The following is a 21,314-nucleotide window of genomic DNA, read 5'->3' as shown; positions in this document are numbered from 1 at the left end:
TGTCCTGCTCCTTCCGGGGTGGGTGTGCTCCCCGGGTCTACAGAGTCGGACGGGCCCGGCGCACCAGAAGGCGGTGGCGACAATTCGACATGTCGTAGAGCCGCCATGGCACGGGGCAGGGCGTTACCGGCGTCGGCGGTCCCGCCCCGGGTGTCACCCGCGGGTGCGGTCTGCTCGCGGGACCAGCCCCGCCCGCACCGCGCTCATCCTGGCCCGCACACCCTGCACGGGCACGGCGCCCGCCGGACCTCGGGGAGCGTCGCCCGACGCGCCCCGGCAGGCCCCGCAGACGCCGCCCCGCATCGCCTCCGGGCTGCCGGGCGCCCGGCACTCGCCGCACTCCAGGGTCCGCAGGACGACCTCGCGCACGGGGGCGATCCGCGCGGGCGGCAGTTTGTCGAGCAGCCTCCGGCCGACGAACGCGGCCGGGCTGTAGACCTGCACCGGCAGCCCCTGAGTCAGTGCGGACACGATCTCGGCCTCGGTCGCACCCCGCTCGAACCACTCGCTGACCTGCGGTTCCAGCCTCGCGCAGTCCCGTGCGGACAGCTGGAGCGCGGGGGACGCCTTACCGAGTGCCGCCAGCAGGATGAACGACCGCGAGCGGGTGGGCCGTTGAGGCGTCTGCGGTACGTCACCACGCGTGTACGCCGCCCACCACGGGTCGTCGCGCGCGGTGCGGGAGAAGAACGTGCGCGTCACCCAGAGCAGCACCTCCTCCGTCGCGACGCACTCCCTGCCCCGGCGCAGATGTCCGGCCTCCTGGAGCCGGTTCAGCGTGGTCCGCAGCGCGCACTGCCCGTATGGCAGCACCTTGGCGAGGGTCTTCACGGAGATGTCGGCACCCTCGCACAGCCCGTCGAGGTACGTGGCGACGGCGGCGTCACGCGGGAGGAGGTGGGCGAAGTCCGCTCCGGTGCGGGGGCCTTGGCCGGGTGCCGAACGCTTGCCGTATCCGGGGTTCGCCATCGGGTGGTCGAGTGTGGGCGCGGGGCCGGGCGGGGGAACAGGGGCAGCACTAAAGTGGCTGGCAGCCATGAGATCGGGTCCGTTCGATCATCCTGGTCAGGCCCCTGCTCGGTGTTTGCGCACCGGCGGGGGCCGTCGTGTCCAGGCAGACGCTAGAGCGTGACTACCGTCCGTCGCAAGTCGGTCGCGAAAAGTCAACCCGGCAGGCAGGGAGGGTGGGTGGGAATCAGTCCCGCCATCCATTCCGCTGAAAGAACGCCCGTATCTCGGGGCTTGAGCCCCGGGCGGTTCAGCGTGGCTTCAGCGGCACGATGAGCGTGGGCTCCTCCTCCACCACGTCCGAGGGGTCCGGAGCGGGGCCGCCGGGCACCTGGCCCGGATGGTCGACGATGCCGGTCTTCATGTGGGCGGAGGCGTCGGAGAAGTTCCCTTCCCCTCGCCAGTCGGTGCGGGAGCCGCGGTAGGCGTACGTGTCCGGGTCCAGGAACAGGTACGCGCGCGTGCGGGCCCGGTCGTGGAAGTCGAACGTGATGGCCGTGCCCGGCCGCCCGGCCGCGTCCTTCATGGGTTTGGCGAGCAGCTCGGTTCCGGGGATCAGCGCCAGCGCGCGGTAGAGCGCGGCGTTGATCCTGGGAGGGATGTTCGACGCGACCTCGAGCACGTTGACGATCCGGGCGAACCGCGCCCCGGGGGTGACGGCCGGAGAGGTTTCCCCCGCGCTGTTGAAGCTCTTGTCCGGACTGTAGGGGAGGACAGCGCTCGGATCGACTCCGCCTGCGAAGAACGGGTCGTCACTGACCCGTTCAAGGAGCTTGCGGGGGTCGGTGGGCAGCCGGGACAGGACCTCCCGGGTCTCCTGAGGCTTGTGCCCGACCCCACTGCCCATCGACGCGGCGATGTCGCTCACGGAGACGACGGTGCGGTCGCCCGTGCGGAACGTTTTTCCGACCGACGCGGCCCTTGCCCCGTCGTACCGCACCCAGTGGGGCTGGTGCCCGCAGTCGTCGTAGCAGACCACCGTGTCGGTGTAGACCCACTGGTGGAGACCGGGTTCCCTGTCCGGGCCCTTCGCGGCGTGGGTCGCGGCGGCGTCCAGGACCTGGGCGACCGTCATCGCGTCCACCGACCGGTTCCGCACCCCCTGGCCGCCCGAGGTGGCGACGACGACGGCGGCGGCAACCGTGCCCGCTGCCAGGCCCACCCATGCGGTCCGCCGGACACCCGGCCGTGCGAAGAAACGGCCGGCGGTCACCGGCACGTTCTGCCCGGACGTCTCATCGGCCGCCTGCGCCTCTTCCAGGAGGGCCAGTTCCGCACCCAGCCGCTGCTTGAATCCGACCGGAGTGTTCATCGGGTGACCTCCGAAAGTGGCGTGCTGAGAGCATCGGGCGGGGTGGTGCGGCCTGCGCGCAACGCGGCACGGGCGCGGTGCAGACGGACACGGGTCGTCGCCTGGGAGATCCGGAGGACCTTGGCGGCCTCCTTCGTGGTCAGGCCGTCGACGGCGACCAGATCGATCACCGCGCGCAGCGGCTCGGACAGCACGGCGTGCGCGGCCAGCAGCTCCCGGGCCGCCCGCTCGGCGTCGATGCGCTCCTCGAAGCGCTGTACATCCTGCTCGTCCAGCAGGCGGCGGCCGCTCAGCGCGGCCACCGCCTCCCGCTCCCGGGCCGACTTGCGGGCATGGGAGGCCACCGTGTTGCGGGCGATCCCGTAGAGCCACACCAGATGCGTACCGCGCCCGGAGTCGTAGCCCGCGTAGGCCTCCAGCGCGGCGACGAAGACGTCGGCGGTGAGGTCGGCGGCCACGTCCCGGTCGGCGGTCCTGCGGGTGACGAAGCCGAGGACGGCATCGAAGTGCGCCTCGTACACCTCGCCGAACGGGGTCGGTCTCCGGCCGGGTTCGTGCGTGGGTATCGGCACGCGGGACCTCCAGTGCGGATCGGCAGTCTGTCACCTACCAATTGGCGCGGGGACCGTGAACCGTTACTTCTCGCAGGTCAGAGAGCTGCTGACCGCTTCAGTCCGGCGACGAACGTGGACCAGGCCGCCGCGCGGAACACCAGCGCGGGGCCGTCGGTCGCCTTGGAGTCGCGGACGGGGACGATCGCGGGGACGCCGTCGAGGACTTCGAGGCAGTTGCCGCCACTGCCGTCGCTGTATGTGGACTTGCGCCACGTGGCCATCTCGACACAGTCCCCGCCGCTTGCGCCGCTGTGCGAGGACTTGTGCCAGGTAGCCGTGGACAGGTCGTGGTCAGAACCGCTGAGCTTCATGGTCGTAATCCTCCGCCACCGACTCGATCAAGGCCAGGGACGCTGCCGGTGAGATCGCGCTGGCCACCACCAGATCGTAGGTCAGTTCGTACGTGCGTACCGTGCTTGGGTCGTCCAGGAGTTGTCCCGATCCAAGCCCGTCCAGATAGGCGAGCGGAGGCGCGTCCGAGAACGCCATGAGCTTCAGGCCTCCTCCCATTGCGGCATGGCCGCCTGCGGAGAAGGGGAGGACCTGCACGATGATTCGACGTTGCCGAGCGAGGCTGGCGATGTGGCGAAGGGCGTCCGCCATCACTTCAGGTCCGCCAACCGTCCGTCGAAGGACCGCCTCGTCCAGAACCGCCCACAACATTGGCTGTGTTGGATCGGCGAGCAGTTGTGCGCGCTCCAGCCGGGCCGCCACCAATTCGTCGATGGCGCTTTCGACCGCCGTCGGCTGGTACTCGCGGAACACTGCCCGCGCGTAGGCTTCCGACTGGAGTAGCCCCGGGATGAGCTGAGGGGCGTACTCCTTGATCGTCGTGGCCCGCGCCTCTGCTTCCGCCGCTTCCGCGAAGTGGTCCGGATACTTCGACGACTTCAGCGCCGCGCAGTTCCGCGCGAAGAACCCGTCCGCCCCCAGCAACTCATCGAACTTCTCCGCCTGGTCCATCTGCATCCGCCGCACCCCGGACTCCAGCAGGCCGATGAACGAGCCGCTGACGAAGAGCGGCGAGCCGAGGTCCGCCTGTGAGAGGCCCGCGTCCTCTCTTCGGTGGCGGAGTTCGGCGCCGAGGAGGGCGCGCGGGGAGGAGGAAGGGTCGAGCTTTCGGGGACCAGGCATGACAACTCCCTGTGACACACGTGCGGTTGTTGGAACTGCACCTCTTCCAGGCTAACGACGGATTGGACACGCTGGGTATGCGTGGGAACTACTCAGAGTGGAAGGAATCGATCATGACGACTACGGAGCGGCGCAGGGTGGCGGCGGGCAGGGTGCGGGAGGCGGAGGAGCTGGTGGCGCGGTTGCGGGGAGGGTTCGCGGGGATCGGCGTGGTGCTGCCCTCGCTGCGGATCGACCCGGTCTCGTTCGCGGGCGACGATCCGGTCGGACTCCTCGACCTCGGGCGCTGCAACCTCGACACGGCGTTGCGGCTGTCGCAGGCGCTGGAGGAGAAGGGGGCGGGTCATGACGGCTGAGGGCGGTGGGCTGGAGGCGTGCACGCCGGAGCCCGGGTCGTTCGCGGTCGATGTGCGGGACGGGCGGGTGGGCCGTGTGATGGGGCGGGTCGGGCCGTATGTGCAGCTGCGGCCGCCCGGGGGCGGGGCGGAGTGGGACTGCCCGCCCGGGGCCGTCCGGCCGGCCCCGCCGGGGCTCGTACTGCGGGCGCGGGTGACGGAGGTGAACCGGGAGGGGCAGCTGCCCCGGTGAGGGGGCGGTCGGCGGTGCTCAGACCGCCTCGTCCTCCCCCTCCTCGCCCGCCTCTTCGCCTTCGATCGGGTCATTGATCCGTTCGAGGCGCTCCTCGTACTGCCGCGTTCGCGGATCACCCACCCCGAATATTCGTTGCGCCCGCTCCAGGGTGACCTCCGCCAGAACCTCCGCCTGCGCGTACCGCTTGAGCGCCCGCAAGGTGAGGGCCAGGGAGTCCGCGACGCTGAGTGCGTCCTGGTGGTCGGCGCCGAGGTTGTTCTTGTACCTGCGCAACAGGTCCTGCTGCCGCAGCAGCGCCTCGTCGTACCGCCCGCGTCTGAAGAACAGCCCGGCCTGGTTGCCCCGCAGTCGCAGGACGTCGGGGTGATCCGGCCCCAGGACCCGGTCGCCCCGTTCGGTGGCCGATTCGTAGAGGGCCTCCGCCTGGTCGAACTCGTCCTTGCCGAACGTGATCAGGCAGGCGGCGAGGTTGCCGACGGTGACAATGGTGCGCTGATGATCCGGCCCCAGCACCTGTTCGCGCCGGTGGACCACGTCCTTCCAGAGGGCCAGGGCGCGCCCGTGATCACCGGAGGCGAACACGGTCCCGGCGAACCGGTCGTCCAGCGCCATGGAGTCCGGGTCGTCGGGTTCCCGGACGTCGTCCCACACGCTTTTGACGAACCATCCGGCGGTGAGTCCGGCCAGATGGTCACCGGCCAGATACGTGTAGCGGAGGATTCCGGGGACGACGGCACGGAAGGTCTCGGAATCCGCTCCGAGCCGCACGGCCGACCCGCTGAGCATGCCGAGGGCGCCCACGGCCAGTTTGAAGCTTCCCCAGTGCGCCTGCTCGTCCGGGTCCAGGCTCGACAGGTATGCGTGGTCCGCGAGGAATTCGCGCAGCTGCTTCTGGCCCGCGTTGTCGATGACCTCGGCCTGGAGGGCCTCCGCGACGCTGGGCAGGGCCCGGAGACAGGCCGCGAGTCTCTCGTTCGACGGATCCGCGAGCATCCCGATCGCCGGCTCCGAGCGGATGAACCGCACGAGTTCTTCGAGACGCGGCGGAAGCAGTCGGTTGTCGGTGTAGACGCGGATCTCGGCGCCCGGCTCCATGCTGTCCTTGAGGTCCTCAAGGCCGGCGAGCGTCGCCGGATCCACGGAGGTGCCGTCGAGCATGACCGGCGGCGCTGTCCGCCAGTCGGGGTCCCGGTACAGGCGCCCCTGGGCCTGTTCGATCAGGATCTCGATCGTCTGATTGATCGCCTGGGTGTACTTGAGGCCGAGATCGGTGTCGGCCATCCGGAGCCTGAAGCCGAGGTCCCCCACGAAGTCCTGGCGGGTCTTCTCCAGGTCCTCGGCGACGGCCCGCCCGTGGTTGCAGATCCGCAGGGCCGTTTCGAGGTCCTGTCCCGCCGTGCAGCGAAACCTGATCGCCCTTTCGTACTCCTTCAGGAGAGGGACGAGATACCGCTCCTCGCCGTCCTCGACGAGCTTCTCGTAGACCTCGACGGTCCTGGAGCTCGCGGCGACCGCGTCGTCCGTTCTGCCGAGGACGTAGTAGCTCGTGGCGAGTCCGCGGGTCCGGGCCGCAAGTTCGGGGCGGAAGGCGGCGCCGTCCTGCTCCACGAGTTCCTCGGCGAGATAGGCGCTGTACTGGTGCAGCATGAGGGACTCGCCCGGCTCATTGACGGCGGCGAGAGCCTCGGCGAGCAATGCCGTGATCTGAGTCATGTACGGCAGATGGGCCTTGTACGACTTGTAGCCCCAGTGAGCCAGCTCCTCGTAGCCCTGGAAGGCCTGGCGGGACACCCTGAGCGCGTCGGCATCGCGCTTCGCCCTGCGCAGCTCACCGCTGTACTGGCCCCGCGCGAGTGACAGGAAGTGGAGGTTCTTCCCACGGTCCTCGGCGGCGAGCTCCGTCAGGCATTCCACCGCGCGTTCGGCCGTGCGCAGGGCTTCGTCGTGTTCGCCGGCGTCCGCGAGAGCGCGGGCCAGACCGTGCAGTGCGACCGCCAGTGTCTCCCGCTGGTCCCGCCGGCCGGTCGCGACCGCGTCCTCGACGTAGCCGATCCCGCGCCTGACGGCGTCCAGCGCCCTGGTCGCCTCGCCGAGACCGCCCAGGCGGGCGCCGTAGTTCAGGTAGACGGAGTACACGTTCTCGGGTTCACCCGAGGCGGCGCGGTACACCACACCCCGGGCCGCGAGCGCGGCCCCGAGCCCGTCGAGCGCGGCGTGCGGGTACGGAACGGTGTAATGGGCGTGGTACGCGGCCTCGTTGATGACGTCCACCCCGGTCAGGTAGGGCAGGCCGAGTGCGGTGGTCAGCTGCCGTGCCGCCGTCAGGTCCTGCCGCCCGGCGAGTTCCACGGCGACGTCCACCAGGCGCCGCAGGTGCGCCTGGAGCAGTTCCGAGAGCGACTGCGAGGCGTCGGCACTGCCGACGAGCTGAGCGAGGGACTGCCCCAGGTGGGTTCTGAGATCGTCACTGATCTCCGGGTAGTCGTCCGCGGCGAGCGCCAGGGTGTTCAGCAGGCGCGCGAGATACGCCGGGTGCGCCGCGACCGCGCGTGAAACGACGAGTCGCTCGACGAGAGCGGCCCGGCCCTCCGTCGTCGCGAGCAGATGGGAGGCGATCAGATCCGGTTCGATCGGTGCGAGCAGGGCGCCCGGGGCTCCGCCCGCGACGGCCGCGGCCGGGTAGCGCCGGTGCAGCGCGTTGGCGACGTCCGTGCGGGACCGCTCCGGCTCGCCCTCGAACGCGGGTGTCGATGCGAGCAGTTCCACGAGATCCTGCACGGCCGGACCCGTGAGCGTCATGACGCAGAGCGCCTGCTTCGCCCGGCCGCGGTCCGCCAGCGCGCGCGCACCGTCCTTGTGCGCCGTGCTCGACCTGGTCAGCCGGTCGACCTCGACGTCGATGACGGTGTCAAGGAGCAGACGCGCCGAGTCGTCGGCGGCGGAGATGGGCACCGCCCGGCCGGAGGCCGCCAGCAGGGCGGCGATGTGGACCAGCAGCGGCCGGTCGTATGCGGCGATCCGCCGGATCTCCGCGGCCGGCAGATCCCGCGGGGTGTCCGGTCCGCCGACGGCCTCGCTGAAGGAGCGGTACGCGGCCTCCGCATGCCGTTCGCGGGCCTCCTGCTCGTCGAACGCCTGGGTGGTCAGGGCGAAGGAGCCGGTGAGCAGCGAAGGGAGATCGACATCGCGGGTCCGGAGTTGTCCCGGCCACGCCTCCTCGCCGCGGGTGATGACGAGGAGCCGGATCGAGGCGCCGAGGTGGCCGGCGTCGATCGCCTGCTTGTAGAGGTTCTCGATGAACGTGCCCAGCAGTTCGTGCTGGTGCTCGGCGTAGTCGAAGACGATGAAATGCGGCGTGGCGAAGGTGTGCGTGCCGGAGAGCTTTTCGTAGTCGGCGAATCCCGCCTGCCACATCGTCCGCGGGTCACGGCTGAGTATTCGGCAGGCCTCGGCGGCGATCCTGGACTTGCCCACCCCGGCCGGGCCGGTCAGCCGTCCGATCCTGATGTCCGGTCTCGACGGCAGATCGTTCGCCCAGTCGACGATGCTGTCGAGCACCGTGCCGCTCTGGCCGTCGTTGACGAACTCGACCTGGCGGAAACGGTAGTTCACGAAGGCGAAGAGGCTCGCGTCGGGGGGCCGCGGCGGGGCACCGGACCAGCCGTCGGTGCCGAAGACCGACGGCCGCGCCGACAGATCGACGAGCGGAAAGCTCCGCAGCGGTTCGAGTGCGCTCACCGCTCGCCGCCGTACCGCCGACAGGACCGCGGCGATCGAGACGCCGCGCAGGCGGCCGTTCCACTGGGTGGGGACGCTGGTCACGATGCCCAGCAGATGCCCGCCCGGGCCGATCACGCCCGCGCCCGAGATGCCGCCCCAGTCCTCGTCGGCCCGCGGCACCGGGTCGATGACCTGAATCGCGATCGTTGTGCCGTCGTCGCCGACCACGGGGGCGAGGTTCACCCGCACGACGGTCGGCCTGGGCGACGTGGAGCCGGATTCGATGCCCGCGACCGGGTATCCGATGATCCGGCAGTTCTCCAGCGCCTGGACGCCGCGATGAGTGCCTCCGCGGGTGGCGGTGCCCCTGGGCTCGTCCAGGTCCGGGACCATGAGCAGTGCGGCGTCGAGGCCGTCGGCCTCCAGCGGAACGATCTCCGTGACGGCCGCCGCCGACGTGGCGCCCTCCAGCCTGACCGTGAACTGCCCGGGGGTGACACGGCCGCCGGCGTGCTCGGACGCCTTCGTCACGACGTGCTGGGCGGTCAGGACGAGGCCGCGGGCGAGCAGGAATCCGCTGCCGAGGAACACCCGGCCGTCGGCCGCGTCGAATCTGATCTTGGCCACCCGTGCGGCGAGGTTCTCGGCCATCTCAGTCGTCGTCCCGGACGGTCACCGAGGGCGTGACCAGAAGCTCGCCCCGGTTGCCGTTGAAATCGACGAATCCCGGGCCCAGGGTGAGCGTCAGTTTATGAGAGGTCGTCGACGCGGAATTCTTACTTCCTTTTGCGACCACGAGCCAGCTGACACCCGCTTCGCCCGCGGTTTGTCTGGCCACTTCGACCGTGAGTTCAACCTCGATCTCCTTTACCTCTAAGGGTATGAGTGGATCGCGTTGGTGGTGAGCGGCTGCGAGTTCCCTGCGAAGGCTCGCCAATACCTCACTCAACCGAAGTCCGTCAGACATGACGGGATCGTACCGGAGACAACACCGTCGGTTGTGGGCGGCAACAGGCCGTTCCCCGCCGCCGCGGAGCGCCGGTGACGGCCTCGGTACCGCCCTTCGCCCAAGGCTGGGATCCTGCAACGATGCCGTCCGGTCACGCAAAAACCTGATGAGACAACGCAGTTACACGTCAAGGGTGAGAAATCTCCTTGCAGGAGTCTTGTGGGGCGGGACCCGCGAGTCCTACTGTCGCCTCACCTTCCCGGCGGCCGCCCCACCGGACGTCCCGGTCGTTCACCCCTCCTCAGAGAAACGGGCCTGCGATGTCACGGAAGATCACGGTTGTCGGTGCGAGGTCACGAAGACCGCGCCGGTCAGCCCTGTGTGCGGCCGCGGTTGCCTCGATGACCGCGGCCGCCGTCGGCCTCGGCGTGCTGGCCGGTACGCCCGCGGGCGCCCGCCCCGCCTCCGCACCGGCGCCCTCCGCGGCGGCGCCCGCCGTCACCCGGGCCGCCCTCGATCCCGCGCTGGTCGCGGGGAGGGGCGCGAAGGTGGCCTTCGCCGAGCAGGAGGCCGAGAACGCGGTCACCGACGGCACGGTCATCGGCCCGGACCGCACCGCCTACACGCTTCCGGCGGAGGCGTCCGGACGCAAGGCGGTCTCGCTCGCACCAGGGCAGCATGTGGAGTTCACGCTGCCCGCGTCCGCCAACGCGATCACCGTGCGCTACAGCATTCCGGACGCCCCGGGCGGTGGCGGCATCACCGCACCGCTCGATGTCGCGGTGAACGGCAAGAAGCGCTCCACGATGACGCTGACCTCGCAGTACTCCTGGCTGTACAACCAGTACCCGTTCTCGAACGACCCGGGCGCCGGACTGCTCCACCCCGACTGGTGGATCACCGAGTGCTCCTGCGTGCCCGCGGCCACGACCCCCTCCCCGGTCATCGGGAAGCCGTTCCGGCCCAGCCACTTCTACGACGAGCAGCGGCTCCTGCTCGGCCGGACCTATCGGGCCGGCGACACCGTACGGCTCACCGTCCCGGCGGGCAGCCGGGCCGCGTCGACGACGGTCGACCTGCTGGACTCGGAGCTCGTGGGCCTTCCGCACGTCGAGCTGCTCGCCGCCAACGTCCTCGCGTTCGGCGCCGATCCGACCGGCCGGCGGGACGCGGCAGGCGCGATCGACAAGGCGATCGCCTTCGCCAGGCGCACCCACCTCAAGGTGTACATCCCGCCGGGCACGTACCGCGTCGACCGGCACATCGTCGTCGACGACGTCACGATCACCGGCGCGGGCAACTGGTACACGAAGATCAAGGGCCGCGAGGTGGCGCTCGACGAGCCCGCCGCCGACGGCTCCGTCCACACCGGCGTCGGCTTCTACGGCAAGGACGCGGCGGACGGCGGCAGCCGCAACGTCCACCTCTCCGGCTTCGCCATCGAGGGCGACGTACGGGAACGCGTCGACACCGACCAGGTCAACGGCATCGGCGGCGCGCTGAGCGACTCGACGATCGAGGGCCTGCACATCAGCCACACCAAGGTCGGCATGTGGTTCGACGGGCCGCTGAAGAACCTGCGGATCAGCGACAGCATCATCGTCGACCAGATCGCCGACGCCATCAACTTCCACACGGGCGTGACCGATTCACGGGTCTCGAACACCTTCGTGCGCAACTCCGGCGACGACGGCCTCGCGATGTGGTCCGAGAAGACGGCGAACGCCCGCAACACCTTCGACCACAACACCGTCCAGACCCCGGTCCTCGCCAACGGCATAGCGATCTACGGGGGCACCGACAACACCGTCTCGGACAACCTCGTCGCCGACCCGATCCGCGAGGGCAGCGCCCTGCACGTCGGCTCCCGCTTCGGCGCCGAGCCGTTCGCCGGGAAGCTGAACCTCACGGGCAACACGACGGTCCGCGCCGGTACGTACGAACTGAACTGGAACATCGGCCTCGGCGCCCTGTGGATCTTCGCGCTCGACAAGAGCATCGACGCCGACATCCGGGTCACCGGCAACAGCTTCCTCGACAGCACCTACAACGCGATCATGCTGGTCTCCGACTGGGCGGTGAAGGACCAGTACGTCATCAAGGGCGTCCACTTCAAGGACATCAAGGTCGACGGCACCGGCACCTCCGTGCTGAGCGCCCGGGCGGCGGGCGGCGCCACCTTCGAGAACGTGGACGCGCGGAACGTGGGCGCGGTCGGCGTGAACAACTGCGGCTCGTTCAACTTCCCCGCCACCGGTTCGGAGTTCTCCCTGACGGACCTGGGCGGCAACGACGGCGGCTGGCTCGCGCCCTGGCTGCTGCCGAACACCATCACCTGCAACGACCGCCCCGACGTCGTCCCGCCGCCCGCACCGGGGGCGTGGTGACGCGCGCGGTGACGTGCGTGCGGTGGTCCCAGTAATTCCTCAGTAACGGGCTCCTCATAGGTTCTCGCACCAACCTGGCCGAGCTTGCGGCGCCGCCCCCGGTCTCCGGAGGTCCGGCCGGGTTGACGCGCCCCTCTCCCCGGTAGGAGCCCCCTTCATGTACCCACCCAGAAGCCCCCGGCGCCGCGGCGTCGCATGGGCGGCGACCGCGTTCACGGCCCTGGCCGTACTCGGCGCGGCGCCGTCCGCGACCGCCGCCACCGGATCCGGATCCACCGCGACCCCCGCACCCTCCGCCAAGGTCGACTCCGCTCTCCGTGCCGCCGTCGGCAAGGGGAAGGAGTCGACCTTCTTCGTCGTCATGAAGCAGCGGGCCGACCTGACCGCCGCCCAGGGCAAGCGCGCGCACAAGGACAAGGCCAAGTCGGCCTTCTCCGCGCTGCGGGCCGAGGCCGGCACCTCGCAGAAGTCCCTGGCCTCCTTCCTCGACAAGAAGAAGGTCGGACACGAGTCGTTCTGGATCAACAACGCCGTCAAGGTCACGGGTGACCAGAAGCTCGTCGACGAGCTGGCGAAGCGGTCCGACGTGGCGAGCATCGTCAAGGAGCAGCGCTACGCGCTCGACGACCTGGAGTCGTCCACGACGCCGGGCACGAAGACCGACGCGGACTCCGGTGCCACCGAGGTCACCCCGGAGTGGGGCGTCAAGGACATCAAGGCCGACCAGGTCTGGGACCAGTACGAGGACCGCGGTGACGGGATCGTCATCGCGAACGTCGACTCGGGTGTGCAGTACGACCACCCGGCACTGGTGGGGAACTACCGGGGCAACCAGGGCGACGGCACCTTCAGCCACGACTACAACTGGTTCGACCCGACCGGTCAGTGCACCGACGGGGCCCCCTGCGACAACAACGGCCACGGCACCCACACCATGGGCACCATGGTCGGCCAGGACGGCGTGGGCGTCGCCCCCGGTGCCAAGTGGATAGCCGCCAAGGGCTGCGAGGCCCGGGAGTGCTCCGACTCCTCGCTGCTCGCGGCCGGGCAGTGGATCCTCGCGCCGACCGACCACAACGGGCAGAACCCGAAGCCCGAGCTGGCGCCCGACATCGTCAACAACTCCTGGGGCGGCGGTGACACGAACTTCTACCAGGACATCGTGAAGGCGTGGAACGCGGCCGGGATCTTCGAGGCCTTCGCCTCGGGCAACGACGGCGACGGCGCGACCTGCTCGACCGGCCACGCGCCGGGCTCGCAGGCCGACTCCTACGGCGTGGGCGCCTATGACGTCGCCGGGAAGATCGCCGACTTCTCCGGCTTCGGACCGTCCGTCTTCGACGGCTCGATGAAGCCGAACATCTCCGCACCGGGCGTGAACGTGCGCTCCACGTGGCCGGGCAACAGCTACAACTCGATCTCCGGTACGTCGATGGCCACCCCGCACGTCGCGGGCGCCGTCGCCCTCCTGTGGTCCGCGGCCCCCTCGCTGATCGGCAAGATCGACGAGACCCGCGCGCTGCTCGACCAGGGTTCCGCCGACGTCGACGACACCCACTGCGGCGGCACCGCCGCGATGAACAACGTCTGGGGCAGCGGCAAGCTGGACATCCTGGCCTCCGTCGACGCCGCCCCGCACACCGCGGGCACCATCACGGGCACCGTGACCGACCGGGCCACCGGCAAGGCCGTGGCCGCGACCGTCACCGCTGCGAGCGGCGACATCACCCGGGTGGTCACGACCGTCGCGGACGGCACCTTCCAGCTGCACCTGCCCGCCGGCACGTACGCGGTCACCACGAGCGGCTACGGCTTCGCCTCCCACACCGACTCGATGACGGTCGCCGTCGGCGAGAGCGCGACCCTGGACTCCGCGCTCGACGCGGTCGCCCACCACACCGTCTCCGGCACGGTCCTCGACGTCACGGGCAAGCCGCTCAAGGGCGCCTCGGTGCGGTTCGCCGACGCCCCGCTCGACGCGGTCACCACCGGCGCCGACGGTTCGTACGCCTTCCCGTCCGTCGCGGAGGGCTCCTTCCACCTGGCCGTGACGCCCGCCGCCCCGGTGCTGTGCAACGGCGACTGGTCCGGCGCGCTCACCGTCGACGGGAACGAGACCGTCAAGGCCTCGCTGCCGCCGCGCACCGACGCCGCCGGCACGTACTCCTGCGCGCCCGCCGCGTACGACTGGGTCACCGGGAAGACGAAGGTCGCCCTGAGCGGCGACGAGAACGCCAAGGCCGTCGCCCTGCCGTTCCCCGTGAACTACTACGGAGTCGCGTACACCAGCGCCAACATCACCACCAACGGCCTGGTGAACTTCCTGTCGCCGCGGCTCGGCGACTACGAGAACACCGCGCTGCCCGCCGCCGAGCAGCCCAACGGCGCCGTCGCCGCGTTCTGGGACGACCTGACGCTCGACAAGAAGTCCAGCGTCCAGACCACCACCACCGGCAGCACGGGCCACCGCACCTTCGCGATCGTCTGGAACAACGCCGCCCTGGTCTCCGACACCTCGGTCCGGATCAGCTTCGAGGCCGTCTTCGACGAGGCGACCGGCGCGATCACCCTCCAGTACAAGGGGATCGGCACCAAGGCGTCGCAGAAGGGCTCATCGGCGACCATCGGCGTCGAGAACCAGGCCGGTACGGACGCCCTCCAGTACTCCTTCAACGAGTCCGTCCTCAAGGACGCCTCCGCGATCCGCTTCTCCCCGAAGGGCGCGTGATGAGGAACATCAATCGAAGAGGCCTCCGCCTCGCCTCCGCCCTGGTGGCCGCCGGACTGGCGCTCAGCGCCGCACCGGCCGCCCTCGCCGCCGACGCCGGCGACAGCAGCGGCCTGCTGACCCTCACGGACAGCCAGACCGCCGACCTCACCGCACGCGCCCAGCTCAACCCTTACGGCGACGCCGAAGGGCAGGGCGCGTACGACCCGCAGCACATCGGTGCACGCGAGGACGCGGCCACGGCACCGTCCACCGGCACGACGGGCGGCAGCGGCTCGTCGCTCGACGGCGCCACCGCAGACGCGGCCGGCACCTGGAAGGTCACCAAGAAGTCGTCCGTGGAGGGCGACTACGGCATGGTCGCGACCGCCCCGGTGGCCGGTGCGAACGGTGACTACTTCGCGCTGGACGCGCTCGGCCCCGTCCAGCGCCGTACCGCCGACGGCAAGGAGGTGTGGCGGCGCGACAACGCCTCGCTGTACACCGACTGGAAGATCACGAACGCCCGTCCGTGGCAGACCGAGCCCTACCCGGCGCGCATCGTCATGGGATACAACGCGGTCAGCCCCTTCACCATGGCCTCCGACAACGGCTACACCACCGGGGACCTGACCGGTGACGGTGTGGACGACGTGGTCTTCACCGCGAGTGTCGGCGCCTACCCGTACCGCCCGTTCACCGCCCCCGGATCGAAGCTGCCCACGGGCACGTTCGTGACGGTCCTGGACGGTGCGAGCGGCAAGACGCTGTGGAGCAAGCTCTACACCGGCGTCTACAACATCAAGCTGGTCGGCAAGACCCTGGTCGTCGCCGACTCGCCGACGTTCAACCTCAACGCACCGGCCGACTCCAAGGCGACGCTGAGCGGCATCCGCTTCTCGTACGCCGACGGCGCGCTCACACCCGCCACGACCTGGACGTACGACACCGGCATGTTCACCGGTGCCGGCTGGGCCAGCCTGGAGCCGCTGGGCGACGGCCTGGTCGCCGCTTCGTGGGACCAGCGGAAGCTGAGCGCCACCGCCGACCCGTCCGGCCACACCCTGGTGTTCGACACCAAGGACGGCAGCGTCAAGTGGGAGCAGACCAACCGGCTCTACTCGCGCCAGCTGCACTACGACGCGGCCCGCAAGAGCATCGTCGCGCTGGAGCAGTCCGACCCGAACGAGGGCATCGTCTACGAGCTCGCCTCGTACAAGCTGTCCGACGGCACCCGCACCACCGTCGACCGCCGCATCAACGCACTGCCGATCGACCTGGTGATCGGTGACATCCAGGGCAACTCCCGGCCGGAGTACACGGTCAGCGAGTCCACGCTGGACAACGGGCAGTTCATCAACTCCAACACGGTGCGCGCCGTCAACGGCGACGACGGCAGCGAGCTGTGGTCGCGCACGGTCAAGCGCGACGCGACCAACAGCCATGACGGCGGCGGCGCCTGGGGCCTGCAGGTCGTCGACGGCAAGGTCGTCGCCTCGTACAAGGACGACGCCGGTTACGAGAGCGCCGCCAACCGCGGCGGGAGCCGCTACGGCCGCCTCGCTGTCCTGTCCGGCAAGGACGGCTCGGTGCGCTGGGAGCAGCGCGGCCTGGTCACCTCGCAGATGTGGGCGCAGCCGTTCCGCAAGGGCGGCAGCTGGCTCCTCCGCACGGTCGACACCAACGAGAACATCCGGACCTACGGCCTGGGCGACGGCAAGCAGAAGGACCTCGTCCCGCTCCGGGCCGCGGTCAACTCGGCGGTGGCCACGGACATCACCGGCGACAAGAAGCAGGACCTGATCGTCGGCGGTGTGTCCAACGGCGTCTTCGCCTACGACGGCCCCTCGACGGTGTCGGGGAAGCCGAAGCAGCTGTGGGCGGCGACCGTGCCCGGCCAGGTGCACGCGCTCGTGAAGGCCGACGTCAACGGTGACAAGCGGGACGAGACGATCGTCGCCGCCGACTCCGCGGCCGCGGTGCTGGACTCCCGTACGGGCAAGGTCCTCACCACGATCGACGGCAAGGGCCAGTTCGTCCGTACGGTGCAGGCCGCCGACGTCAACGGCGACGGCAGGGCCGAGATCATCGTCGCCACCGACAAGGTGCGCGTCTACAACGGCAACGGCAAGAAGCTGTGGGAGTACGGCGCCCCGGCGTCCGCCGGTGACGTCGTCTTCGCGGACGTCTCGGTCGCGGACGGCCACGTCTACGCCCAGTACGCCTCGCACACCGGCGACACGGGCTCCATGCAGCCCGGCGTGGTCGGCGGGGTCGCCCTGCGCGCGAAGACCGGAGCCCTCGACTGGGCGGTCACCCCGAAGACGGGATCGGCGACGGACGGCGTCCTCTACGGCGCGCCCTTGCGGGCCGGTACGTTCGCCTCGGCGGGCATTCCGTACGCGGACGGGCACGCGGTCGTCTTCACCGCGTTCACCAGGGACGCCACGGGTGACCTGACGACCATGACGCAGATCCGGGACGGCCGCACGGGCGAACTGCTCCACGAAGCCACCGGTGGCGGCCCGTGGGGCCTCGGCAACTGGCTGACCGGTCCCGACGGACTGACCATGGTCAGCAGGGTGTCGATGCGCACCTTCGGGCCGAACGGCCAGGACTCCCGGGTGCTCACGATCGCGGACTCGCACACGGCCGCCTTCGCGAACGGTCCCGGCGGCAAGCGCATCATCGTCTCGGGCCAGATCGGTGGTGCCGGCACGTACGACCCCTCGATCCTCACCGCGGGGGACGACTACCCGTCCAGCGTGGCCGACGTCTCCGCGATCGCCGGTGACGAGATCCTCGTCACCGACCTGAACGGTGACGGCGTCGACGAGATCGTCTCGCTCAACTTCGACGAGTACGGCATGGACCGTACGACGGCGCTGGAGGGCGGCGGCTACTCCAGCCCCTTCTCCGCGATGCGTCAGACGATCGTGGCGACGATCGACCCGGCCTGACCGGTTCCGGACCGCCGCAGGCCCCCGAGTCCACGACTCGGGGGCCTGCGGCGTTCTCACGGGTGTCGGCCGGGCCCCGCCCGTGGCCCTGCGTGAGAATGGGAGCCGCCGACAGGCTCCGTCATCCGGAACGATCCGAACCACGCACCGGGAGCACGCCATGAGGATCCACCTGTCCAGTGTCTTCGTCGACGACCAGGACAAGGCCCTGCGCTTCTACACGGAGGTGCTGGGCTTCGTGAAGAAGACCGAGGTCCCCATCGGCACGGACCGGTGGCTGACCGTGGTCTCGCCGGAGGCCCCCGACGGAACGGAACTCCTGCTGGAGCCCGACGGCCACCCCGCGGTGAAGCCGTACAAGCAGGCACTGGTCAAGGACGGCATCCCGGCCACCGCCTTCGCCGTGGACGACGTGCCGGCGGAGTTCGAGCGGCTGAGCAGGCTCGGGGTGCGCTTCACCCAGGAGCCCCTGGAGATGGGACCGGTCACCATCGCGGTCCTGGACGACACCTGCGGCAACCTGATCCAGATCGTGCACGACAAGGACGCCTGACCGGGGGCGGGCGCGGGGCGGCAGGGGTGTCTTGCGGCAACGCGGAGCATTCCGCCGCCCGCCGTGGCACGCTTCACGGGTGACCAGCAGAACCGACCCTGCACAGCACCTGAGCGACCTCGCACGGCTCCGCCGCGTCCGCGACCGCATCGACAGGGAGTACGCGCAGCCGCTGGACGTCGAGGCGCTCGCCCGCGGCGTGCACATGTCGGCCGGGCATCTCAGCCGCGAGTTCCGGCGCGCCTACGGCGAGCCCCCGTACGGCTACCTCATGACCCGGCGCATCGAGCGGGCGATGGCCCTGCTGCGCCGCGGCGACCTCAGCGTCACCGACATCTGCTTCGAGGTCGGCTGCTCCTCGCTGGGGACCTTCAGCACCCGCTTCACCGAGCTGGTCGGGGTGTCTCCCAGCGTCTACCGGCGCCAGGCGCAGGAGGCGGAGCAGACCGGGGCGGGGGTGCCCTCGTGCCTGGAGAAGCAGGTGACACGACCGATCAGGAATCGAGAAGCGCCGGTCAGGAAGCCGGATTAGCGTGGCGGACATGAACTTCACCATTCACTCCGCCTTCCTTCCGCACGACGATCCGGACGCCTCGGTCGCGTTCTACCGCGACGTCCTGGGCTTCGAGGTCCGGGGCGACGTCGGCCAGGGCGCGATGCGCTGGATCACGGTCGGCCCGGCCGGGCAGCCCGGCACGTCCCTTGTCCTGGAACCGCCGTACGCCGATCCGTCCGTCACCGACGAGGAGCGCGCCACCGTCGTCGCCATGATGGCCAAGGGCACGTTCGCGCGCGTCCTGCTGACCACGGACGACCTCGACGCCACCTTCGAGAAGGTGCAGGCCGGCACCTCCGAGATCGTCCAGGAGCCGACCGAGCAGCCGTACGGCGTGCGTGACTTCGCCGTCCGCGACCCCGCGGGCAACCTGATCCGCGTCCAGGAACAGCGCTGACCCGGAGAACAGAGGGAGACAGGATGACCAGGGCCAAGAGGGCGGACACGCCGGCGTCCGCGCCGCACGTGGGCGACAGCCACGATCTGATCCGGGTGCACGGCGCGCGCGTGAACAACCTCAAGGACGTCAGCGTCGACATCCCCAAGCGCCGGCTGACGGTCTTCACGGGTGTCTCCGGCTCCGGCAAGAGCTCCCTCGTCTTCGGCACGATCGCCGCGGAGTCGCAGCGGCTGATCAACGAGACGTACAGCGCCTTCGTGCAGGGCTTCATGCCCTCGCTGGCGCGGCCCGAGGTCGACGTGCTCGAAGGGCTGACCACCGCGATCAGCGTCGACCAGCAGCGGATGGGATCCGACCCCCGCTCCACGGTCGGCACCGCGACCGACGCCCACGCGATGCTGCGCATCCTGTTCAGCCGGCTCGGCAAGCCGCACATCGGCCCGCCCAGCGCGTACTCCTTCAACACCGCCTCGGTCCGGGCGAGCGGCGCGATCACGGTCGAGCGCGGGGACAGGACCAAGGCGCAGAAGGCGTCCTTCCAGCGCACCGGCGGGATGTGCGTGCGCTGCGAGGGCCGGGGCTCGGTCTCCGACATCGACCTCAGCCAGCTCTACGACGACACCAAGTCGCTCGCCGAAGGCGCGTTCACCATCCCCGGCTGGAAGTCCGACAGCCAGTGGACCGTGCAGGTCTACGCCCAGTCCGGTTTCGTCGACCCGGACAAGCCGATCCGCAAGTACACCAAGAAGGAGCTGCGGGACTTCCTCTACGGAGAGGCGGTCAAGGTCAAGGTCAACGGCGTCAACCTCACCTACGAGGGGCTGATCCCCAAGATCCAGAAGTCGTTCCTGTCCAAGGACAAGGAGGCGATGCAGCCGCACATCCGGGCGTTCGTGGAGCGGGCGGTCACCTTCACCACCTGCCCCGAGTGCGACGGCACCCGGCTCAGCGAGGGTGCCCGGTCCTCGAAGATCAAGCGGATCAGCATCGCGGACGCCTGCACGATGGAGATCAGGGACCTGGCCGAGTGGGTGCGCGGCATCAAGGAGCCTTCGGTGGCGCCGCTGCTCGACGCGCTGCAGCAGACCCTCGACTCGTTCGTGGAGATCGGCCTCGGCTACCTCTCGCTGGACCGGCCCGCGGGCACGCTGTCCGGCGGCGAGGCGCAGCGCGTCAAGATGATCCGCCACCTCGGCTCCTCGCTCACCGATGTCACGTACGTCTTCGACGAGCCCACCATCGGACTGCACCCGCACGACATCGAGCGGATGAACAAGCTGCTCCTGCGGCTGCGGGACAAGGGCAACACGGTGCTCGTCGTCGAGCACAAGCCGGAGACCATCGTGATCGCCGACCATGTCGTCGACCTCGGTCCCGGGGCCGGTTCGGGCGGCGGCACCGTCTGCTTCGAGGGCACGGTCGAGGGGCTGCGGGCCGGTGACACGATCACGGGCCGGCACTTCGACGACCGGGCGGCCGTCAAGGATTCGGTGCGCGAGGCGACCGGGGCACTGGAGATCCGCGGCGCGACGGCGAACAACCTGCGCAAGGTCGACGTCGACGTGCCGCTCGGGGTGCTCGTCGTCGTCACCGGGGTCGCCGGCTCCGGCAAGAGCTCCCTCGTGCACGGCTCGATCCCGGCGGGGGAGGGCGTCGTGTCGGTCGACCAGAGCCCGATCCGCGGCTCGCGGCGCAGCAACCCGGCGACGTACACCGGTCTGCTGGAGCCGATCCGCAAGGCGTTCGCCAAGGAGAACGGCGTGAAGCCGGCGCTGTTCAGCGCCAACTCCGAGGGTGCCTGTCCCACCTGCAACGGTGCCGGTGTCATCTTCATGGACCTGGCGATGATGGCGGGGGTCGCCACCCCCTGCGAGGACTGCGAGGGCAAGCGGTACCAGGCGTCGGTGCTGGACTACCACCTCGGCGGCCGCGACATCAGCGAGGTGCTCGCGATGTCGGTGGCCGAGGCGGAGGAGTTCTTCGGCGCGGGCGATGCGCATCTGCCGGCCGCGCACCGCATCCTGGAGCGGCTCGCCGACGTCGGCCTCGGCTACCTGAGCCTCGGCCAGCCGCTGACCACGCTCTCCGGCGGCGAACGCCAACGTCTCAAGCTGGCCACCCACATGGGCGACAAGGGCGGTGTCTACATCCTCGACGAACCGACCACCGGCCTCCACCTCGCCGACGTCGAGCAACTGCTCGGCCTGCTCGACCGGCTCGTCGACTCCGGCAAGTCCGTCATCGTCGTCGAGCACCACCAGGCCGTGATGGCGCACGCCGACTGGATCATCGACCTCGGTCCCGGTGCCGGTCACGACGGCGGCAAGGTCGTCTTCGAGGGGACGCCCGCGGACCTCGTCGAGGCCCGCTCCACCCTCACGGGCGAGCATCTCGCGGCGTACGTCGGCGGCTGACGGAACGCC

Annotated in this window: 16 protein-coding genes; 9 read left to right on the top strand and 7 right to left on the bottom strand. The window is 70.1% G+C overall.

Going from position 1 to position 21,314, the window contains the following annotated elements; all coding sequences use genetic code 11:
• Positions 1 to 153: 153 nt before the first annotated feature.
• The 5 genes from OG521_17925 to OG521_17905 all read right to left on the bottom strand — a co-directional run bounded on the left by OG521_17925 (position 154) and on the right by OG521_17905 (position 4,068).
• Entirely contained in the window at positions 154 to 969 is an 816-nt protein-coding gene (locus OG521_17925) for a hypothetical protein (protein ID WUW22570.1), read from the bottom strand.
• A 289-nt stretch (positions 970 to 1,258) separates the two neighbouring features.
• On the bottom strand, positions 1,259 to 2,320 hold the full coding sequence (locus tag OG521_17920; protein WUW22569.1) for a CU044_5270 family protein: 1,062 nt from the start codon (positions 2,318 to 2,320) through the stop codon (positions 1,259 to 1,261).
• Positions 2,317 to 2,892: an RNA polymerase sigma factor gene (locus OG521_17915; GenBank protein ID WUW22568.1), complete on the bottom strand. Its 576-nt coding sequence runs from the start codon at positions 2,890 to 2,892 to the stop codon at positions 2,317 to 2,319. The genes OG521_17920 and OG521_17915 overlap by 4 nt, the downstream gene beginning before the upstream one ends.
• 77 nt (positions 2,893 to 2,969) lie before the next feature.
• Complete coding sequence (locus OG521_17910; protein WUW22567.1) at positions 2,970 to 3,245, bottom strand: DUF397 domain-containing protein; 276 nt, start codon at positions 3,243 to 3,245, stop codon at positions 2,970 to 2,972.
• Positions 3,226 to 4,068 (bottom strand): helix-turn-helix domain-containing protein, encoded by an 843-nt coding sequence (locus tag OG521_17905; GenBank protein WUW22566.1) that lies wholly within the window; start codon positions 4,066 to 4,068, stop codon positions 3,226 to 3,228. Before OG521_17905 ends, OG521_17910 begins: the two co-directional genes overlap by 20 nt.
• Positions 4,069 to 4,181: 113 nt before the next feature.
• On the opposite strand from OG521_17905, the gene OG521_17900 reads away from it, so the two are divergent.
• Both OG521_17900 and OG521_17895 read left to right on the top strand, forming a co-directional pair.
• Positions 4,182 to 4,424: a hypothetical protein gene (locus tag OG521_17900; GenBank protein WUW22565.1), complete on the top strand. Its 243-nt coding sequence runs from the start codon at positions 4,182 to 4,184 to the stop codon at positions 4,422 to 4,424.
• Positions 4,414 to 4,656: a hypothetical protein gene (locus tag OG521_17895; protein ID WUW22564.1), complete on the top strand. Its 243-nt coding sequence runs from the start codon at positions 4,414 to 4,416 to the stop codon at positions 4,654 to 4,656. The genes OG521_17900 and OG521_17895 overlap by 11 nt, the downstream gene beginning before the upstream one ends.
• Before the next feature lie 18 nt (positions 4,657 to 4,674).
• Here OG521_17895 and OG521_17890 read toward each other — a convergent pair whose 3' ends face one another.
• On the bottom strand, positions 4,675 to 9,030 hold the full coding sequence (locus tag OG521_17890; GenBank protein WUW22563.1) for a tetratricopeptide repeat protein: 4,356 nt from the start codon (positions 9,028 to 9,030) through the stop codon (positions 4,675 to 4,677).
• Position 9,031: 1 nt separating this feature from the next.
• Entirely contained in the window at positions 9,032 to 9,346 is a 315-nt protein-coding gene (locus tag OG521_17885) for a hypothetical protein (GenBank protein WUW22562.1), read from the bottom strand.
• 302 nt (positions 9,347 to 9,648) lie between these two features.
• Between OG521_17885 and OG521_17880 the strand changes: the two genes are divergently transcribed.
• The 7 genes from OG521_17880 to OG521_17850 all read left to right on the top strand — a co-directional run bounded on the left by OG521_17880 (position 9,649) and on the right by OG521_17850 (position 21,305).
• On the top strand, positions 9,649 to 11,715 hold the full coding sequence (locus OG521_17880) for a right-handed parallel beta-helix repeat-containing protein (protein WUW22561.1): 2,067 nt from the start codon (positions 9,649 to 9,651) through the stop codon (positions 11,713 to 11,715).
• Between the two features lie 157 nt (positions 11,716 to 11,872).
• Positions 11,873 to 14,443, top strand: coding sequence for a S8 family serine peptidase (locus OG521_17875; protein WUW22560.1), 2,571 nt, complete (start codon positions 11,873 to 11,875; stop codon positions 14,441 to 14,443).
• Positions 14,443 to 17,382, top strand: coding sequence for a hypothetical protein (locus OG521_17870; protein WUW22559.1), 2,940 nt, complete (start codon positions 14,443 to 14,445; stop codon positions 17,380 to 17,382). Before OG521_17875 ends, OG521_17870 begins: the two co-directional genes overlap by 1 nt.
• A 160-nt stretch (positions 17,383 to 17,542) precedes the next feature.
• Positions 17,543 to 17,935 carry a VOC family protein gene (locus OG521_17865; protein ID WUW22558.1) on the top strand — a complete coding sequence of 131 codons (393 nt, stop codon included), beginning with the start codon at positions 17,543 to 17,545 and terminating at the stop codon, positions 17,933 to 17,935.
• 79 nt (positions 17,936 to 18,014) lie between these two features.
• Complete coding sequence (locus OG521_17860; protein WUW22557.1) at positions 18,015 to 18,467, top strand: helix-turn-helix transcriptional regulator; 453 nt, start codon at positions 18,015 to 18,017, stop codon at positions 18,465 to 18,467.
• 10 nt (positions 18,468 to 18,477) lie between these two features.
• Positions 18,478 to 18,888 carry a VOC family protein gene (locus OG521_17855; GenBank protein WUW22556.1) on the top strand — a complete coding sequence of 137 codons (411 nt, stop codon included), beginning with the start codon at positions 18,478 to 18,480 and terminating at the stop codon, positions 18,886 to 18,888.
• Positions 18,889 to 18,911: 23 nt separating this feature from the next.
• Positions 18,912 to 21,305, top strand: a complete 2,394-nt coding sequence (locus OG521_17850; protein WUW22555.1) for an excinuclease ABC subunit UvrA — start codon at positions 18,912 to 18,914, stop codon at positions 21,303 to 21,305.
• Positions 21,306 to 21,314 lie beyond the last annotated feature (9 nt).

Origin of the sequence: Streptomyces sp. NBC_01463, assembly GCA_036227345.1 — a bacterium.
Classification (GTDB): domain Bacteria; phylum Actinomycetota; class Actinomycetes; order Streptomycetales; family Streptomycetaceae; genus Streptomyces.
This window is presented reverse-complemented; position numbering and strand designations above follow the sequence as displayed.

What these genes read in the sequence shown, in the direction of transcription:
- OG521_17875 (WUW22560.1), top strand. Translation starts at nt 11,873, where the DNA reads ATGTACCCACCCAGAAGCCCCCGGCGCCGCGGCGTCGCATGGGCGGCG.
- OG521_17870 (WUW22559.1), top strand. Translation starts at nt 14,443, where the DNA reads ATGAGGAACATCAATCGAAGAGGCCTCCGCCTCGCCTCCGCCCTGGTG.
- OG521_17885 (WUW22562.1), bottom strand. Translation starts at nt 9,346, where the DNA reads ATGTCTGACGGACTTCGGTTGAGTGAGGTATTGGCGAGCCTTCGCAGG.
- OG521_17910 (WUW22567.1), bottom strand. Translation starts at nt 3,245, where the DNA reads ATGAAGCTCAGCGGTTCTGACCACGACCTGTCCACGGCTACCTGGCAC.
- OG521_17890 (WUW22563.1), bottom strand. Translation starts at nt 9,030, where the DNA reads ATGGCCGAGAACCTCGCCGCACGGGTGGCCAAGATCAGATTCGACGCG.
- OG521_17880 (WUW22561.1), top strand. Translation starts at nt 9,649, where the DNA reads ATGTCACGGAAGATCACGGTTGTCGGTGCGAGGTCACGAAGACCGCGC.
- OG521_17905 (WUW22566.1), bottom strand. Translation starts at nt 4,068, where the DNA reads ATGCCTGGTCCCCGAAAGCTCGACCCTTCCTCCTCCCCGCGCGCCCTC.
- OG521_17850 (WUW22555.1), top strand. Translation starts at nt 18,912, where the DNA reads ATGACCAGGGCCAAGAGGGCGGACACGCCGGCGTCCGCGCCGCACGTG.
- OG521_17920 (WUW22569.1), bottom strand. Translation starts at nt 2,320, where the DNA reads ATGAACACTCCGGTCGGATTCAAGCAGCGGCTGGGTGCGGAACTGGCC.
- OG521_17855 (WUW22556.1), top strand. Translation starts at nt 18,478, where the DNA reads ATGAACTTCACCATTCACTCCGCCTTCCTTCCGCACGACGATCCGGAC.
- OG521_17895 (WUW22564.1), top strand. Translation starts at nt 4,414, where the DNA reads ATGACGGCTGAGGGCGGTGGGCTGGAGGCGTGCACGCCGGAGCCCGGG.
- OG521_17865 (WUW22558.1), top strand. Translation starts at nt 17,543, where the DNA reads ATGAGGATCCACCTGTCCAGTGTCTTCGTCGACGACCAGGACAAGGCC.
- OG521_17925 (WUW22570.1), bottom strand. Translation starts at nt 969, where the DNA reads ATGGCGAACCCCGGATACGGCAAGCGTTCGGCACCCGGCCAAGGCCCC.
- OG521_17900 (WUW22565.1), top strand. Translation starts at nt 4,182, where the DNA reads ATGACGACTACGGAGCGGCGCAGGGTGGCGGCGGGCAGGGTGCGGGAG.